Here is a 14858-nt window from a genome sequence, read left to right as displayed (position 1 = left end):
GAATATGTCAGTTCAGTATATTGAAGGTGATTTTCTGACCGGAAATGGTCAATACGCGATTGTTGTCGGTCGTTTTAACAGCTTTGTCGTTGAGAGCCTATTGGAAGGCGCAATCGATACCTTGAAGCGTCATGGTATTGCGGCTGATAAGATCCGCGTTGTGCGGGTGCCGGGTGCGTTTGAAATCCCTCTGGCGGTGCAAAAAGTGGCTGCGCAGAAAAAAGATGATGCCATTATCGCGCTGGGTGCGGTTATTCGTGGCGGTACGCCGCACTTCGAGTATGTCTCTGGTGAAAGCTCTAAAGGTGTAGCTCAGGTTGGTTTGGAATATGGCATTCCCGTGGCAAACGGTATTTTAACCGTTAATTCTATAGAGCAAGCGATTGAGCGTTCCGGCACTAAAGCAGGCAATAAAGGTGCAGAAGCTGCCTTGTCTGCGCTGGAAATGGTTAGTTTGCTGCGTCAGCTTGAGGTTTAAGATGAGCGACACTGGTACGCCTAAAAAACAGAAAAAACCATCCCACACTGAGATGCGTCGTGCGGCCCGTAGCTTTGCTTTGCAGGCATTGTATCAATGGGAAATGTCCGGTAATTCGGTGGCCGATATTGAACTGCAGTTCCGTATGGACAACGATATGTCTGGTACCGATCTGGACCTGTTCAGTGAGCTGTTGCATGGTGTCCCGGCCAATACTGCCGAACTGGATCGTGCCTACGAGCCGTTCTTGGATCGGGCGTTGGATGACCTCGATCCCATCGAACGAGCAGTATTGCGAATCGGTAGTTTTGAGCTGATTCACCGCATCGTCGTGCCTTACAAAGTTGTGATTAATGAAAGTGTTGATCTGGCGAAAATCTTTGGTGCTGCGGAAAGTCATAAATACGTTAACGGTATTCTTGATAAGCTGGCTGCCCGGGTACGTATGACTGAGATCAACGCTAAGAAACGTAGCCGTTAATTCGTCTATGATTAGCGATGAATTCGAACTGATTCGGCGCTACTTCTCTGCACTGGGAGTAGATCAGTCCGGTTCGGTTCGGCTGTCCGTGGGCGATGACTGCGCGGTGGTTGCGCCGCCCGCTAATCGAGATCTGGTGCTTTCAATCGATACGATGGTTGAAGGTGTCCATTTTCTGGCGGGAACGAGCGGCGATAAAGTTGCTTCTCGGTTGTTCGGTGCGGCACTTAGTGATCTAGCCGCGATGGGGGCCACTCCGGCTTTCTTTACTCTTGCGTTGACGTTGCCTAAAACCGATGCGATCTGGCTGCAGGCGTTTAGTGTCCGGTTGGCTGAATTGGCTCGTCAGTATGGTGTGCAATTGGTCGGTGGTGATACCACCCGAGGCCCATTGACCCTGAGTATTCAGGTGCACGGTTGGACCTATCCGGATAAGGCGCTGTTACGCAGTGGCGCCCGTCCCGGTGATCGGATCTTTGTGACCGGTACATTAGGGGATTCAAAAGGTGGGCTGGAAAGCCTATTGAAGAATGTCCACGGCCCGCAAGTTCCCTATCTACAACACCGTTTCTATCATCCTGAACCCCGTATTGATACTGGACTGTTAATCAGCGAGTTCGCGACTGCGGCGATCGATATCTCCGATGGTCTGCTGGCCGATTTGAATCATATTCTTGTGGCTAGCAAGGTCGGGGCAATGATCAATCCCGGTGAGTTGCCGGTGTCGGCAGAACTGCATCAGTGGGTAGGTGAAGCCCAGTCCCGGGAGTGGGCGCTGAGCGGCGGCGAAGATTTCGAACTCTGCTTTACGGCCCCCGCGAGGCTGGAACCTAAGTTGGGTTGGGCGCTGCGCGAGCACAGCGTGGGGGTAACCTGCATCGGGCAGATTTCAGCCAAGCCCGGTATGTTGTTCTCTGAGGGCGGTCGGGTTTGGCCGGTTGAGCCTCAAGGCTATAATCATTTCACCAACAAACATAGGGTGTAAACCGATGAATCAGGCACCGCCTTCCGTATGGCGAAACCCTATCCACTTTTTAGCCTTTGGCTTAGGAAGTGGCGCATCTCCTTGGGCCCCAGGAACCGCGGGTACGATAGCGGCGATTCCCCTGTTTCTGTTGATTCAACCGTTGTCGCTATTTTGGTATGCGGTTGTATTACTGGTTACCTTTGTCGTGGGTATCTATCTGTGTGGTAAAACTTCAGAGGATATGGGCGTGCATGACCATGGCGGTATCGTTTGGGATGAGTTTGTCGGTTACTGGATCACCATGTTTGCCGCACCGCCTGGGTGGCTGTGGATTGTGATCGGTTTTGTGCTGTTCCGTCTCTTTGATATCCTCAAGCCTTGGCCGATTAGCTGGGCAGATAAGCAAGTCGCAGGCGGTATGGGCATTATGCTCGATGATGTGCTGGCCGGTGTGATGGCATTGGTGGTACTCCAGTTGCTGGCGGTATATCTCTAAGTTACCTTTCGGCTAATTTCGCCTTGCCGTTGGTGGGCGAAATTCCTTTTCAGTTTGAGTTCAGACACCCCTGCTAATCTTTATTACTCAGTATGTATACCTGTCTGTCATCCGGCTGTGTTGGCCTCTATGGACCATTTTCCGCTGGCCATTTCGCTTGCAACAGGCTTGGTAACAAAGCGTTGGAATATCAGCGGCAGCCACGGTTGCAAAGAGTTAAGGCTGTCTTGAACATAAGGCAGGTATTGCAGAGCAACCCTATTCGCGTATAGATTGACGTGAGGTGAGCCGACGTTAGCAGTGGAGCTATTATGAAAGCCATGATCCAAAAAATTGTATTGTTATTCTTGTTGGCATCAACGCCACTGTATAGCGGTGACTTAAGCATTAAAACGCTGGATGTCGAGGCTTGCCGAGAGCTGATGGAAGCGGGTGAGATCCTTTCGATGAGTGAGCTGATGCGACTGGTGAGCACTCTGTCCGAGGGGAAAATTATTGATACCCAGCTATTACAGAAAGGCTCCGCCTATATCTATGAGATGGAAATTGCGGCAAAGGATGGCATGGTCTCGATGCTTTATGTCGATGCGCGCAATGGTATGGTGGTCGATCCGGCCATCCTTAATATGCAACAGGAAGGGTGAGTCGATGCGTATTTTGTTAGTTGAAGATGATGCGGCGCTCGGGCCTGAACTGAAAAGCTCATTGAGTAAACATGGTTATGCGGTGGATCTGGCCGTTAACGGTGTCGACGGTGAAACGATGGGCAAAGAGGATATCTATGATCTGGTTATTCTCGATCTAGGTTTACCGGATCGCTCAGGGCTTGAGGTGTTACGCCATTGGCGCGCTGAGAAGAATAATATTCCCGTGTTGGTGTTAACCGCACGCAGTGCATGGCAAGAACGGGTCGATGGGTTCGATGCTGGGGCGGATGACTATCTGCCTAAGCCGTTTCATACTGAAGAATTGCTGGCGCGGATGACCGCCTTGTTGCGTCGCGCCAATCAACAGATTACCTCGCAGTTGGAAGCCTCAGGGCTGACCTTGGATGAGAATACTCAGTCCGTCATAAGGGATGGTGCTGAAGTGGCGTTGACCGGCACTGAGTACCGCCTACTGCGTTATATGATGCATAACCCCGGCCGAGTGTTATCGAAACTGCAGTTGGTCGAGCATATGTATGACGATTGTGCCGAGAACGACAGTAATGTGGTTGAGGCCTATATCAAAATGCTGCGTAAGAAAATTGGCCATGAAATGATTTCGACCAAACGAGGTCAGGGGTATGTTTTTGGAGTCGCCCGTTGAAATCGATTCAGTCCCGCCTCAATATCAATTTTATTGCGGTCACGCTAATTCTGTTTACCCTGTTTTGGGTGGGGCAAAGTTGGTTTCTACGGCAGATGGCCTACGATTTTGTAGCTAACCGTTTGTCCAGCGATGCCTATACGGTGCTGCGTGCAGTTGAGATGGATATTGGTGATGGTTGGCGCATCAATGCTGATAACACCTCGTCAGTGTATCAACAGCCGATGTCTGGGCATTACTTTCAAGTATCCGTTGATGGTAAGTGGTTTTTTTCCCGCTCTCTTTGGGACGGCCAAATCCCCACCAAAGCCGGGCTCGATATTGGTCAGGAAAATATACGCCTGATTCAGCAGAACGATAAACCTACTCTGGTATATGCTAAAACTTTTATGAAGCAGGGCCGTGAGATACAGGTGATACTCGCGGAAGATATCAGTCGTATTGAGGAATCATTGGCTCAGCTGGGCTGGTTGCTGGCCGGGCTCGGTATTGTTGGCTTAATTATATTGTTGGCGCTGCAGATCTTTATTATTCGCCGAGGGTTAGCGTCGCTGACCGAGGTTAAGGAGGATATCCTGCGCTTGAAAACCGGTGATATTCGGCAATTGTCACCCAGTAATACCACCGAAATTGAACCGTTGGTCACCGAGATTAACTATCTGGTACAGAATATGGAGCTGCGTCTGCAGCGTTCTCGTAATGCTGTCGGTAATCTGGCCCACGCGGCTAAAACCCCTCTGACGGTCATTGATCGCCATATAGACACCTTACTCGAAGAGGGCGTTGCAGAAGGTTCGAGCATTAAAGAGCAATCGCAGCGCCTGCGGGAGATGATCGAGCGTGAATTGACCCGGGCGCGAATTGCCGGAGCTGCTTTGCCGGGGCAGCGAATCTATATTGGTGAGGAGCTGGAAAAACTCACCCGCACGCTCAAAGCGATCTATCGAGAGAAGGCGTTGGTGTTTGAACTCGATATCAGTGCTAAAAGCTATTTTCCCGGCGAGCGGGATGATTTGGTCGAATTAATGGGTAATCTATTGGATAACGCCAGTAAATGGGCGACCAGTCAGATTCGTATCAAAGCCCATATGGATGATCATTGTCTCGAATTAGTGGTGGAAGATGATGGCCCAGGCATCGCTGCCGATAAGCGTGAACAGCTGATGAACCGTGGGGAACGTCTTGATGAGTCGACCAGTGGCCATGGTCTGGGTATGAGCATTATCAGTGAGATTGTGCGTCAGTATCAGGGGCGTTTTACGCTTGGTTCTTCCGCGCAGTTAGGTGGTCTTGAGGTTCAGGTAATGCTACCGCGACAGGTAAATCTTCAGCTGCAAGCGTAATATTAACCCCCTACACCTTTAATAATCTGTGATTGCCCCCATTACAGGGGTATGTCCAACGCCGTATCACTGCTAAAATAGCCGCCTTATTTTTTCGAAGGAATACCTTAGTGTCAGTCAAGTATGTCGCATCGTCTAAGCTGCCGACCCCTTGGGGGGTTTTTACAATGGTTGGGTTTGAAGACCTAGCTTCGGGGAAAGAGCATGTGGCACTGACCTTTGGTGACCTAAGTACCGGAGAGCCGGTATTGGCACGTATCCATTCCGAGTGTTTGACCGGGGATGCACTGTTCTCATTGCGTTGTGATTGCGGTTTTCAGCTGCAAGAAGCGATGAAACGGATCACCGAAGAAGGTTGCGGTGTATTGCTCTACCTGCGTCAGGAAGGCCGAGGTATCGGGCTGCTCAACAAGATTAAAGCATATCACCTGCAAGATGGTGGCGCCGACACGGTGGAAGCCAATGAGAAACTGGGCTTTGCCGCTGATATGCGCGATTACAGTATGTGTGAAAAGATGCTCGCGCACTTGGGTGTCGATAGCGTTAAGTTGATGACTAACAACCCTCGTAAGGTGAAGGCCTTAGAAGAGTATGGCCTGAAAGTCGCAGCCCGTGTGCCGTTGCAGGTGGGTAAAAATCGCCATAATGAACATTACTTAGCAACCAAGATGGGTAAGCTTGGTCATCTGATGAGTGAACATCACTTTCAAGATGACGGTTCTGGCAAAGAATCAAAAGAATAAAAGAAACCGGCTATTGAAGCCGGTTTTTTTTATGTCCCAATCGTATGATGGGCGAACTGAGCCTGAAGGCAGGCAGCGATTAGGGTAGCGGTAGATATGGCTTAATGGCAGCGACAATGCCTTGGCTGTCTAAGCCACATTCGGTCAGTTGTTCTGCGCGAGTGGCATGTTCGATCCAGCGATCAGGGATGCCAAGACTGAGTAGCTGGTTGCTGTATAGCTGCGCATGTAGATACTCACCGACGGCCGCTCCGGCGCCTCCTGCCACGACATGATCTTCAAGGGTAATCAGCAGTGGATGAGTTAATACCAGTTGATCGATCAGCGCCTGATCGAGGGGCTTAACAAAGCGCATATCCACCAGTGATAGGTTGAGCTGTTTTGCCGCGTCAGTAGCGGCGGGCAGCAACGGGCCGAAGTTTAAGATCACTCCTTGTTCGCCTTGGCGTAGCAGTCGGGCCTTACCTAACGGCACGCTGGCTGAGGTCGTTACACTGTGGCCAGGGCCTTTTCCACGCGGATAACGAACCGCCGCGGGTCCTAGATGCTCATAGCCTGTTTGTAACAGGTTGCACAGCTCTTGTTCATCTGCTGGGGTCATGATGACCATGCCGGGAATACAGCGCAGGTAGCTAATATCGAAGCAGCCCGCATGGGTTGCGCCATCTTCGCCAACCAGTCCCGCCCGATCCACTGCCAGCAGCACATCTAGATCCTGGATGGCGACATCGTGAATGAACTGATCATAGCCACGCTGTAAAAAGGTGGAATAGATCGCCACGACTGGTTTCATCTTCCGATAAGCCATACCAGCGGCCAGTGTTACGGCATGTTGCTCCGCAATGGCGACATCAAAGAAACGGTCGCTGAAACGCTGCGAAAATTCAATCAGATCCGAGCCTTCACTCATCGCCGGCGTAATCGCTACGGTACGGCTATCCTGTTCAGCTAAATCGCAGATCCAGCGGCCAAAGATGTTGGCGTAATTGGTTTTTTTCGCTGCCGGGCTAGGTGTGCCTGCTTTAGTTTGGGTGAGCGGCTCGATTTTGGTGATGGCATGATAGCCAACCGGATCTTTTTCGGCTGGCGCAAAGCCTTTACCTTTAATCGTGGTGATGTGGAGAAACTGGGGCCCGGGGGTGTTTAGCGAGTGTTGCAACGCAGGCAGTAGCTGGTTGAAATCATGGCCATCTATCGGGCCGTTATAATGAAAATTTAAGGCTTCAAAAAGGGATGCTGAAGTAGCGGCCATTTTATCCTTCAGATTTTTCGCCAGATAGGTTGCCAGCCCGCCTTCATTACGCGAGATCGACATGTCGTTATCATTCAGAATCACCAATAGATCGGCATGGGTGTGGGCGGCATGGTTAAGCGCTTCAAAGGCCATACCGGCGGTCATCGCGCCATCGCCGATAACGGCAACGGTCTTATGAGGCAACCCCTGTAGTCGATCAGCGAGAGCCATCCCGAGAGCGGCGCTGATGGAGGTGCTTGAGTGGCCAGTGCCAAAGCTATCGTAGGGACTTTCCTTGATACGAGGAAATGGCGCTAAGCCATCTTTCTGACGGATGCTTAGCAGTGCTTCCCGGCGCCCGGTGAGGATTTTATGGGGATAACTCTGGTGACCAACATCCCAAATTAGATGATCATTGGGGGTGTCGAGTAGATAGTGCAACGCGATAGTGAGTTCGGTAACTCCTAATCCGGCACCAAAATGCCCCCCCGTCTGGCCGACCGCAAATAGCAAAAAGGCGCGCAGCTGTTCGGCCACTATCGGCAGTTGTTCCGCCGTCAGTCGTCGCAGCTGCGCAGGTGAGTTAAGGCTGTCTAGCAGCGGGGTGTCCGGACGGTTCACCGGTAGGGCATAAAACATAGTGATCAATACTGGCGCTCAACAATGTAGTCAGCGAGCCAGTGAAGCGGCGCAGCTGCATCTTTAAAATAGTCGATACTGGCGTGGGCCTGTTCATTAAGATGGGTGAGTTTCTGCTTGGCGCCGGCCATACCCAAGAGAGCAGGGTAGGTAGACTTCTCATGCAGCAGGTCAGAGCCTTGGGGTTTACCCAGTGTTTCGGTATTGCTTTCTATATCGAGAATATCGTCTTTCACCTGAAATGCCAGCCCGATCGCGCGGGAATAGCTATTCAGGGCTTGCAGGTCGGCGGGGGTGGCGTGGGTGCTGGATAACGCGCCCATTTCGATACTGGCATTGATTAGTGCACCGGTTTTATGGCGATGCATCAGCTCGAGCTGTGCAATACTAATTTGCTTGCCTTCGTTATCGAGGTCGATCGACTGACCGCCCACCATGCCCTGATAGCCACTGTCGCGGGCGAGTATTTGCAGCATACGCAGGTTGATTTCTGCGGGTAAACTGTTGTCGGCGGCTAGGAGCTGGAAGGCTAGAGCCTGCAAACCATCCCCAGCAAGAATCGCGGTGGCTTCATCGAAGGCGATATGGCAAGTGGGTTTGCCGCGGCGTAGCTCGTCATCATCCATCGCCGGTAGGTCATCGTGTACCAGTGAGTAGCTGTGGATACATTCGATGGCGCAGGCTGCTGCGTCGGCCTGTGCTAACGAGCCATCAAGTAGTTGGTTGGCCATATAGACCAGCACGGGACGCACCCGCTTACCACCATTAAACAGTGAATATTGCATCGCCTGACGCACTTTATCAGCATCACTTGAGTGGTTTAAAACCGTGTTCAGGTGTTGCTCTACCCGATGCTGGTACTGCTGCAACAAAGGCTTAGCATCCATCGGCTTATTCCTCTGGCAGGATAAAGGGCGCTTCTTTTAACTCCCCGTTCTGCTGAATTAGCATCTGCACCTTTTGTTCCGCATCGGCGAGAATAGTCTGACAGTCGCGGGTAAGGCGCACGCCCTGTTCAAAGGTTTGCAGCGATTGCTCTAGCGATAGTTCGCCCTGCTCCAGCTGGTTAACCATGGATTCTAATTCTGCCAGCGATGTTTCAAAATCGGGTGTTTTTTTCTTTGCGCACATAGAGCATACCGTCGGGGATTGGAGCCGTTTTAAAGGCGACAAGTTACCGGACAGGCCGGTCAGGGTCAATCAAGCGAATAAATTGTACTCTAAACAGGGTGATATAGGGGAACCCGGTTAAAATTTTGCTATTATCCGGTTAAAGTTTTACCGCTATACGGGCGATAACGTGAGATTGGTCAGGCCTTTTAGGCGCTGGCATGTCGATACACGAAGGGGATTTGTGTGGATTTAGCAACACTGGTTGGGTTAATTGGCTCATTAGGCATTGTTATTGCCGCCATGGTACTGGGTGGTGATCCTGGTGTCTTTTTCAACGTACCGTCGTTACTCATCGTTATCGGAGGCATGCTGTTAGTGGTGCTGATGAAGTTCACCTTGGGGCAGTTTCTCGGGGTGGGTAAAATCGCGGCGAAGGCGTTTCTGTTTAAGTCCGTCAGTCCAGAAGATATTATCGCTGAAACGGTTGATTTGGCTGATGCGGCACGTAAAGGTGGTCTGCTTTCCCTCGAAGATAAAGAGGTGAGTAGTGATTTTATGCAGCGTGGCATTCAGTTATTGGTAGACGGGCATGATCCAGATATCGTAAAAACGCTGTTAAATAAAGAGATGAAACTCACCAACGATCGTCATCAGACCGGCATTAGCGTATTTAGCTCGATGGGCGATGTGGCGCCGGCGATGGGCATGATCGGGACTCTCGTGGGTCTGGTACAGATGCTGTCGAATATGTCTGACCCTAAATCGATCGGTCCGGCGATGGCGGTGGCGCTGCTGACCACGCTATACGGCGCGATGATTGCCACCATGATTGCTTTGCCGATTGCCGATAAACTGTCTATTCGTAAAGATGAAGAAGCGCTTAATCAGGCGTTGATTATCGATGGTTTGCTGGCGATTCAGGCGGGTCAGAACCCTCGGGTTATTGAGCAGATGCTGCGTAACTACCTGCCGGAATCTAAGCGTGCCGTAGCCGCTGAACAAGGCTAAAGGGGTATACACGGATGAGCGATGAAGAACTCGAATGCCCCCCTGTCCCGTCGGTTTACCGGGTTGGTTGGCGACTTTCGCCGACCTAATGTCACTGTTGATGTGTTTTTTCGTACTGCTACTGTCATTTTCCGAGATGGATGTACTTAAATTCAAACAGTTAGCGGGCTCTATGCGTGAAGCATTTGGGGTGCAAAATCAGGTTAAAGTAGAAGATATTCCCAAGGGCACCAGTATTATTGCTCAAGAGTTTAGTCCGGGGCGACCAGAGCCTACGCCGCTCAACGAAGTGCGGCAGATGACGCTTAATAACGATCTGCAAACACTGGATGTTAGAACCAAAGAGGGTGAGTCTGAGGTTCAAGAGAAGCTTGAGGGTGAAACTGCCAATCAGCTGCAGCAGATGTTAGAGCAGATGGAAGCTCAGGCTGAAGCGCAGGCAAAAAAAGAAGCGGTTGAGTTTGCCGCTGCGCTACGCCAAGAGATCGGCCAGGGTAGTGTGGAGATCGATACTGACGGTCGTAAGATTGTTATCCGGGTGAAAGAGAAAGGCTCATTTGATTCGGGCTCTGCGGAGCTTAAGTTTGCCTATATCCCGGTGATTGCCAAGATCCGTGATGTGTTGCTAAATGTCGGTGGTAAAGTCGCGATTGAAGGGCACAGCGATAATATCCCGGTCTCCGGGGGAATGTATGAATCTAACTGGGGACTATCAACGGCGCGGGCACTGGCGGTTGGACATGAGCTGTTTGCTGATCCGCGTATTGACCAGTCGCGCTTCACCATTATTGGTTATGCTGATACTAAACCCTTGGCACCGAATAATACCGCTGAAAACCGCAGTATGAACCGTCGGGTTGAGATCATTATTCAGAAAGGCGATGATCCTGAGCAACTTGAAAAGCTACAAACCCAAGGGGCGGATGATCAGGACTTTGGGCCACTAGAGCCGCAGGATGTATTTTGATGGGCTGACGTGCACTGTTGGTATAATGGTTGATCAATATTTGACTATAGATAAGGCGAAAAAAACCGGCTAAGGCGCCGGTTTTTTTATCTTTGGAATCGGTGCTTTAGCGATTACTTAGAATGGTCGATCATGTACTGGATAGCGCCTTTCAGTTCGCCTTCAGTACAATCCATGCAAGTGCCTTTAGGTGGCATTGCATTCAGGCCATTGGTTGCACTAACAAGCAGTGCGTCAATACCTTTGGCGGCACGAGGAGCCCATTGATCAGCTTTACCAACGATGGGTGCGCCTGCGGCACCGGTCATGTGGCAAGCCATGCACTTAGTGTTATATAGCGTTGCACCATCACGTTCAGCCATCGCTGCAACAGGGGTCATTAGCATGGCAGTGACTGCCAGAATCATTGTCTTTTTCATATCACCTTCACCTTTTTTAGTATCCGTTAATAGCTGTCGTTTAACCGACCCGGAATTTTAGTCATCGCAGTGTATGCGTTTGACTATACCAAAGTAAATACCTCAAAAGGTCTGAATCGAAGCTGAATCAATAAAGAGGGAGATAGTAATAACGCCGCTATTTAAGGGCGTAGGCTCATCGCGTAAGCGGCTTGGTTATGCTGACTTGAAGCTTTTAATTGCTGTGTTTTACGCAGTTTAATATAGCTGTTGTAATGGTTCATTATCTGTTCAGAAGGTAGATCAATCATCATTTTGATTTGATCTGGACTATGGCCATCCCGAAGTAATTGGCCGATTTGATGTTCAGTTGTGTTCATTGACATTGTTTAAATCCTTTTTTGTACTTAACTTAAAGGAGTATGGCGGAGGATTATGACAAAAATATTTCTCAGGCCGTTAATTCTGGGTAATATCAGGTTTTTTGTTGTCGTTTGGGGACAGAATAGTATATGTTCTATTTATTACTCAAAATGAGATGTCTGTTTGCTTTTGCCTCTGATTAGGTAAATTGAATGTGAAATGAATGTTTCACGCAAAAATACAGTGAGGAGGCAAAAATGGGTAAGGCGACTTTGAACCCGGGTGGTTCTGTTCAAACAAAAAATACATATACAGGAGAGGCTATGCCGACTAGTTTGCGTGCCAGTTATGATGCTGATGAATTAGCTCAAAAGCTGGGATTTGTGTCTTTTTCAACTGACTTTTTGATTCGTTGTTATCGAGTCTTTGATGGTGATATTAAATCGGCCATTATTTTTAATGTGATCTCACTCTGGGCACTACGTCAGCGTGAAGAGGCGGAAGATAGTCAGCAAGTCGCAGGCTTTTCGTGTAATAACCACTCTATCAGTATCGCTACCGGTATTCCCTATGAAACAGTGCGCCGTAAAGTGAAAGCGATGGTTGAGAATGGTTGGCTGGAATTTAGTGATTCTTCCCATGTACTGCTTAACTCCGTTAAATGGAAAGATGTGTTGAGTGACGTTGTCGATCCTGAGCGCTGTGTGGTTGGCTATGTGCGTAGTACCGATGTTACGCCGTCGTTTTCACGTAATGAGCGTCACGGTAGCCCGGCTGATCGGCGAAGCTGAGAGTTCGCATTTTGATACCGGGGTCGCTATTGCGGCCTTTTTTATGGTCTGTGATTTGACTGCTGTTTGATGGTCGATAGTGATTGCCTGCGTTCTTTTTTTCGGTCAAATGCACACATCTAATGATGTGTTAAATAGGGAACCGGTCATGTCAGCCAACGAGCTGTTCGAACAGATTGCTGAAGAGATCTATCAGCAAGGGTATTCAGTGCTTAGTCATGCGCTACCTGAGCCGCTGTGTCAGGCGCTAGCGGCAGAAGTTAGGGCGTTACCTAAAGACCGCTTTAGTCGAGCGGGTATTGGCCGTCAGGACGCTCACATTAAAGCCGAAACGATCCGTCGTGATGAAATCTGCTGGATTGATAACAGCACTGAACCAGGGCGTGAGTGGTTAGCGTGGACTGGGGAGCTACAGCAAGCGATTAATCGACGGTTGTTTTTAGGCTTGTTCTCGTTTGAAAGTCATTATGCTCATTATCAGGCTGGTGATTTTTATAAGGTTCACCGGGATGCTTTCCGCGGGCAGCAAAATCGCGTGCTCACGGTGATCGCTTATCTTAATCCGGATTGGCGGATTGAGGATGGCGGTGAGCTGCTGGTCTATCCCGACGAAGGTAACGAACCGTTGTTGCAAGTGCTGCCAGAATTCGGCACTTTGGTGGTGTTTCTTAGTGAAGAATTTCCCCATGAGGTTCTGCCAGCCCAAGCCGATCGCTATAGCATTGCCGGCTGGTATCGTATTAACAGCGGCAACAGTCATCGGGTCGATCCCGATAGTTGATCGTTGCAATAGCGGCACAGCCCTAGGCATTGTATTGGCAGGCATCGGAGAGTGCTGGTGATAACACACCATTGATTGTTAGTTTGAAGCTGAACAGTGCTCGATTTTGTCTGTCGCAGTGATAACATATGGCTTCGATAGGTTTTAGATTAAGGACTGCCGGTGTCCCTCTCTGTTAAATCCGCATCATCTTTTCGACTTTTTATCGGGTTACTACTTGGCTATGTGCTGGTGCACTTGCTCATACGTTTGGCGATGGGAGGCACGCTGGAACTGGATGAGGCTGAACAGCTGATTCTAGGGCAGCAGTTAGCTTGGGGGTATAACACTCAGCCGCCGCTTTATAGCTGGCTTCAATGGTCGTTTTTTCAACTCTTCGGTGAAGGGATCTTTGCACTGACCCTGTTGAAGTCGTTATTACTGTTTGTCATCTATCTGTTTACTTGGCTTACGGCACGTTGCCTTATTCGCGAACCACGGATCGCCCTGTGGGCGACGTTTTCACTCTTTTTGATACCCAGTATCGCTTGGGAATCCGTGCGAGATCTGACTCACTCGGTACTGGCCACTGCGATTGCCGCGGCGACGTTCTATACGGTTATCCGCATTTATCAACAACGCTCTCTCGGTGGCTATTTGGCTCTGGGTGTGTTGTTGGCGTGTGGTATGTTGGCGAAATACAGCTTTGCGCTGTTTGCCTTGAGTCTCCTGTTGGCCGCCGTGTCATTGCCGGGCTATCGACGTTTATTGTTAGATCGACGTATTCTCATATCTGCCGTGCTGGGGTTGCTACTTGTAACACCTCATCTGCTGTGGGCTTTGGCGCATCAGGATCAGATTAGTGGCTTTATCGCTAATCAGGTCGGTGAAGGACAACAAACGGATTATCTAGCTGGGGTGATCAGTGGTTTGTCGAGTCTGATAAAGAGTGCCGTAGAGTTCTTGATCCTTGTGTGGCTGGTGTTGACCTTGTTATTTCCGTCTGCCTATCGGGCATTACCCGCTGATAATGTGAATATTCACCGGTTACTTACGGCACGTTTTTTATTGGCGGCTTTGCTGGTATGTATTGCTTTGATTATGGTGATGGGGGCGACGCATTTTCAGAGCCGCTGGTTTCAGCCGCTACTGTTTATCTTCCCGCTGTATTTCCTCAGTCGCGCCGATGCCATGGGGGTAACAGCCCGGCGGGAGATGTTATTGCGTTCGGTGATTATCTTTTTCGCCGTTACCGTTATTGTGTTGCGTTTTAGTCAGTTTTGGCTGGCGCCCTATATGCAGCGCAATGTGAACCGCATGCAGTACCCTTCGGCTGATATCGCCGAGCAACTCAGAGAGCAAGGATTTAACGGCGGCACTATCATTGGTGATAGCAATTTAACCGTGGCGAACATCGGCCTCTACTTCGATGATGCGCGCTTATTAAGCCCTAAAACCGAATTTTTCATTGCGGATAATCGACCCGCAGAGGACCTGGGGCAGTGCTTGATCGCTTGGCATGTGAAGCAAGATGAACAGATGCCCACCTCGCTGGCGGCTTATCTTCGTCATCAAGGGATTGTTGTCGGCGCAGCAAAACAGCATTATGTCAGTGCGCCCTATCAGTATACTGAGCGTGGCGAACATCGTATCGGTTACTTCTTGTTTAGCTCGGAAGCGACCTGCAATATCGAGGTAAATTAAGCCACGTTAGCTTACCGAGATGAGAGACGTATTTTTTAGCTTATAGCACAGCATTAACTGTG

Annotated in this window: 18 protein-coding genes; 13 read left to right on the top strand and 5 right to left on the bottom strand. The window is 49.9% G+C overall.

Annotated elements, in window-relative coordinates:
* The first annotated feature begins 4 nt into the window (after positions 1–4).
* The 8 genes from ribH to ribA all read left to right on the top strand — a co-directional run bounded on the left by ribH (position 5) and on the right by ribA (position 5819).
* Positions 5–478 carry a 6,7-dimethyl-8-ribityllumazine synthase gene (gene ribH / locus AC0L4K_RS17935; protein WP_417226543.1) on the top strand — a complete coding sequence of 158 codons (474 nt, stop codon included), beginning with the start codon at positions 5–7 and terminating at the stop codon, positions 476–478.
* A gap of 1 nt (position 479) precedes the next feature.
* Positions 480–959 carry a transcription antitermination factor NusB gene (gene nusB, locus AC0L4K_RS17930; protein WP_473267437.1) on the top strand — a complete coding sequence of 160 codons (480 nt, stop codon included), beginning with the start codon at positions 480–482 and terminating at the stop codon, positions 957–959.
* Between the two features lie 7 nt (positions 960–966).
* Complete coding sequence (gene thiL, locus AC0L4K_RS17925) at positions 967–1944, top strand: thiamine-phosphate kinase (protein WP_417226547.1); 978 nt, start codon at positions 967–969, stop codon at positions 1942–1944.
* Positions 1945–1948: 4 nt separating this feature from the next.
* Complete coding sequence (locus tag AC0L4K_RS17920; RefSeq protein ID WP_417226548.1) at positions 1949–2422, top strand: phosphatidylglycerophosphatase A family protein; 474 nt, start codon at positions 1949–1951, stop codon at positions 2420–2422.
* 311 nt (positions 2423–2733) lie between these two features.
* Complete coding sequence (locus AC0L4K_RS17915; protein ID WP_473267436.1) at positions 2734–3066, top strand: PepSY domain-containing protein; 333 nt, start codon at positions 2734–2736, stop codon at positions 3064–3066.
* 4 nt (positions 3067–3070) lie between these two features.
* On the top strand, positions 3071–3733 hold the full coding sequence (locus tag AC0L4K_RS17910; protein ID WP_417226552.1) for a response regulator transcription factor: 663 nt from the start codon (positions 3071–3073) through the stop codon (positions 3731–3733).
* Positions 3730–5076, top strand: a complete 1347-nt coding sequence (locus AC0L4K_RS17905; protein ID WP_417226554.1) for an ATP-binding protein — start codon at positions 3730–3732, stop codon at positions 5074–5076. The genes AC0L4K_RS17910 and AC0L4K_RS17905 overlap by 4 nt, the downstream gene beginning before the upstream one ends.
* Before the next feature lie 110 nt (positions 5077–5186).
* Positions 5187–5819, top strand: a complete 633-nt coding sequence (ribA, locus tag AC0L4K_RS17900) for a GTP cyclohydrolase II (RefSeq protein ID WP_473267435.1) — start codon at positions 5187–5189, stop codon at positions 5817–5819.
* Between the two features lie 79 nt (positions 5820–5898).
* On the opposite strand, the gene dxs is transcribed toward ribA, so the two are convergent.
* Genes dxs through AC0L4K_RS17885 form a run of 3 tightly spaced genes read right to left on the bottom strand, consistent with a single transcriptional unit; the run spans position 5899 to position 8823 of the window.
* A complete protein-coding gene (dxs, locus tag AC0L4K_RS17895) occupies positions 5899–7692 on the bottom strand; it encodes a 1-deoxy-D-xylulose-5-phosphate synthase (RefSeq protein WP_417226610.1) in 1794 nt (597 codons plus the stop codon).
* 5 nt (positions 7693–7697) lie between these two features.
* Complete coding sequence (locus AC0L4K_RS17890) at positions 7698–8579, bottom strand: polyprenyl synthetase family protein (protein WP_473267434.1); 882 nt, start codon at positions 8577–8579, stop codon at positions 7698–7700.
* A gap of 4 nt (positions 8580–8583) precedes the next feature.
* Positions 8584–8823: an exodeoxyribonuclease VII small subunit gene (locus AC0L4K_RS17885; protein ID WP_215952165.1), complete on the bottom strand. Its 240-nt coding sequence runs from the start codon at positions 8821–8823 to the stop codon at positions 8584–8586.
* 225 nt (positions 8824–9048) lie between these two features.
* Between AC0L4K_RS17885 and pomA the strand changes: the two genes are divergently transcribed.
* Both pomA and AC0L4K_RS17875 read left to right on the top strand, forming a co-directional pair.
* On the top strand, positions 9049–9813 hold the full coding sequence (gene pomA, locus AC0L4K_RS17880; protein WP_417226560.1) for a flagellar motor protein PomA: 765 nt from the start codon (positions 9049–9051) through the stop codon (positions 9811–9813).
* A 34-nt stretch (positions 9814–9847) separates the two neighbouring features.
* Positions 9848–10780, top strand: a complete 933-nt coding sequence (locus AC0L4K_RS17875; protein ID WP_473267433.1) for a flagellar motor protein MotB — start codon at positions 9848–9850, stop codon at positions 10778–10780.
* 113 nt (positions 10781–10893) lie between these two features.
* Here AC0L4K_RS17875 and AC0L4K_RS17870 read toward each other — a convergent pair whose 3' ends face one another.
* Both AC0L4K_RS17870 and AC0L4K_RS17865 read right to left on the bottom strand, forming a co-directional pair.
* Entirely contained in the window at positions 10894–11199 is a 306-nt protein-coding gene (locus AC0L4K_RS17870) for a c-type cytochrome (RefSeq protein ID WP_417226563.1), read from the bottom strand.
* Between the two features lie 161 nt (positions 11200–11360).
* Positions 11361–11564 carry a hypothetical protein gene (locus tag AC0L4K_RS17865; protein WP_473267432.1) on the bottom strand — a complete coding sequence of 68 codons (204 nt, stop codon included), beginning with the start codon at positions 11562–11564 and terminating at the stop codon, positions 11361–11363.
* Between the two features lie 300 nt (positions 11565–11864).
* On the opposite strand from AC0L4K_RS17865, the gene AC0L4K_RS17860 reads away from it, so the two are divergent.
* The 3 genes from AC0L4K_RS17860 (at position 11865) to AC0L4K_RS17850 (ending at position 14796) form a co-directional block, all read left to right on the top strand.
* On the top strand, positions 11865–12332 hold the full coding sequence (locus tag AC0L4K_RS17860) for a hypothetical protein (RefSeq protein WP_417226567.1): 468 nt from the start codon (positions 11865–11867) through the stop codon (positions 12330–12332).
* 148 nt (positions 12333–12480) lie between these two features.
* Positions 12481–13113, top strand: a complete 633-nt coding sequence (locus tag AC0L4K_RS17855) for a 2OG-Fe(II) oxygenase (protein ID WP_473267431.1) — start codon at positions 12481–12483, stop codon at positions 13111–13113.
* A 162-nt stretch (positions 13114–13275) separates the two neighbouring features.
* Positions 13276–14796 carry a glycosyltransferase family 39 protein gene (locus tag AC0L4K_RS17850; protein ID WP_473267430.1) on the top strand — a complete coding sequence of 507 codons (1521 nt, stop codon included), beginning with the start codon at positions 13276–13278 and terminating at the stop codon, positions 14794–14796.
* Positions 14797–14858: the final 62 nt, after the last annotated feature.

This window comes from Amphritea sp. GJ51-11 (assembly GCF_055808735.1).
This window is presented reverse-complemented; position numbering and strand designations above follow the sequence as displayed.

Bases quoted from the DNA above. Each gene is read 5' to 3' on its own strand.
- ribH (WP_417226543.1), top strand. From the start codon at position 5: ATGTCAGTTCAGTATATTGAAGGTGATTTTCTGACCGGAAATGGTCAA.
- nusB (WP_473267437.1), top strand. From the start codon at position 480: ATGAGCGACACTGGTACGCCTAAAAAACAGAAAAAACCATCCCACACT.
- thiL (WP_417226547.1), top strand. From the start codon at position 967: ATGATTAGCGATGAATTCGAACTGATTCGGCGCTACTTCTCTGCACTG.
- AC0L4K_RS17920 (WP_417226548.1), top strand. From the start codon at position 1,949: ATGAATCAGGCACCGCCTTCCGTATGGCGAAACCCTATCCACTTTTTA.
- AC0L4K_RS17915 (WP_473267436.1), top strand. From the start codon at position 2,734: ATGAAAGCCATGATCCAAAAAATTGTATTGTTATTCTTGTTGGCATCA.
- AC0L4K_RS17910 (WP_417226552.1), top strand. From the start codon at position 3,071: ATGCGTATTTTGTTAGTTGAAGATGATGCGGCGCTCGGGCCTGAACTG.
- dxs (WP_417226610.1), bottom strand. From the start codon at position 7,692: ATGTTTTATGCCCTACCGGTGAACCGTCCGGACACCCCGCTGCTAGAC.
- AC0L4K_RS17890 (WP_473267434.1), bottom strand. From the start codon at position 8,579: ATGGATGCTAAGCCTTTGTTGCAGCAGTACCAGCATCGGGTAGAGCAA.
- AC0L4K_RS17885 (WP_215952165.1), bottom strand. From the start codon at position 8,823: ATGTGCGCAAAGAAAAAAACACCCGATTTTGAAACATCGCTGGCAGAA.
- AC0L4K_RS17875 (WP_473267433.1), top strand. From the start codon at position 9,848: ATGCCCCCCTGTCCCGTCGGTTTACCGGGTTGGTTGGCGACTTTCGCC.
- AC0L4K_RS17870 (WP_417226563.1), bottom strand. From the start codon at position 11,199: ATGAAAAAGACAATGATTCTGGCAGTCACTGCCATGCTAATGACCCCT.
- AC0L4K_RS17865 (WP_473267432.1), bottom strand. From the start codon at position 11,564: ATGTCAATGAACACAACTGAACATCAAATCGGCCAATTACTTCGGGAT.
- AC0L4K_RS17860 (WP_417226567.1), top strand. From the start codon at position 11,865: ATGCCGACTAGTTTGCGTGCCAGTTATGATGCTGATGAATTAGCTCAA.
- AC0L4K_RS17855 (WP_473267431.1), top strand. From the start codon at position 12,481: ATGTCAGCCAACGAGCTGTTCGAACAGATTGCTGAAGAGATCTATCAG.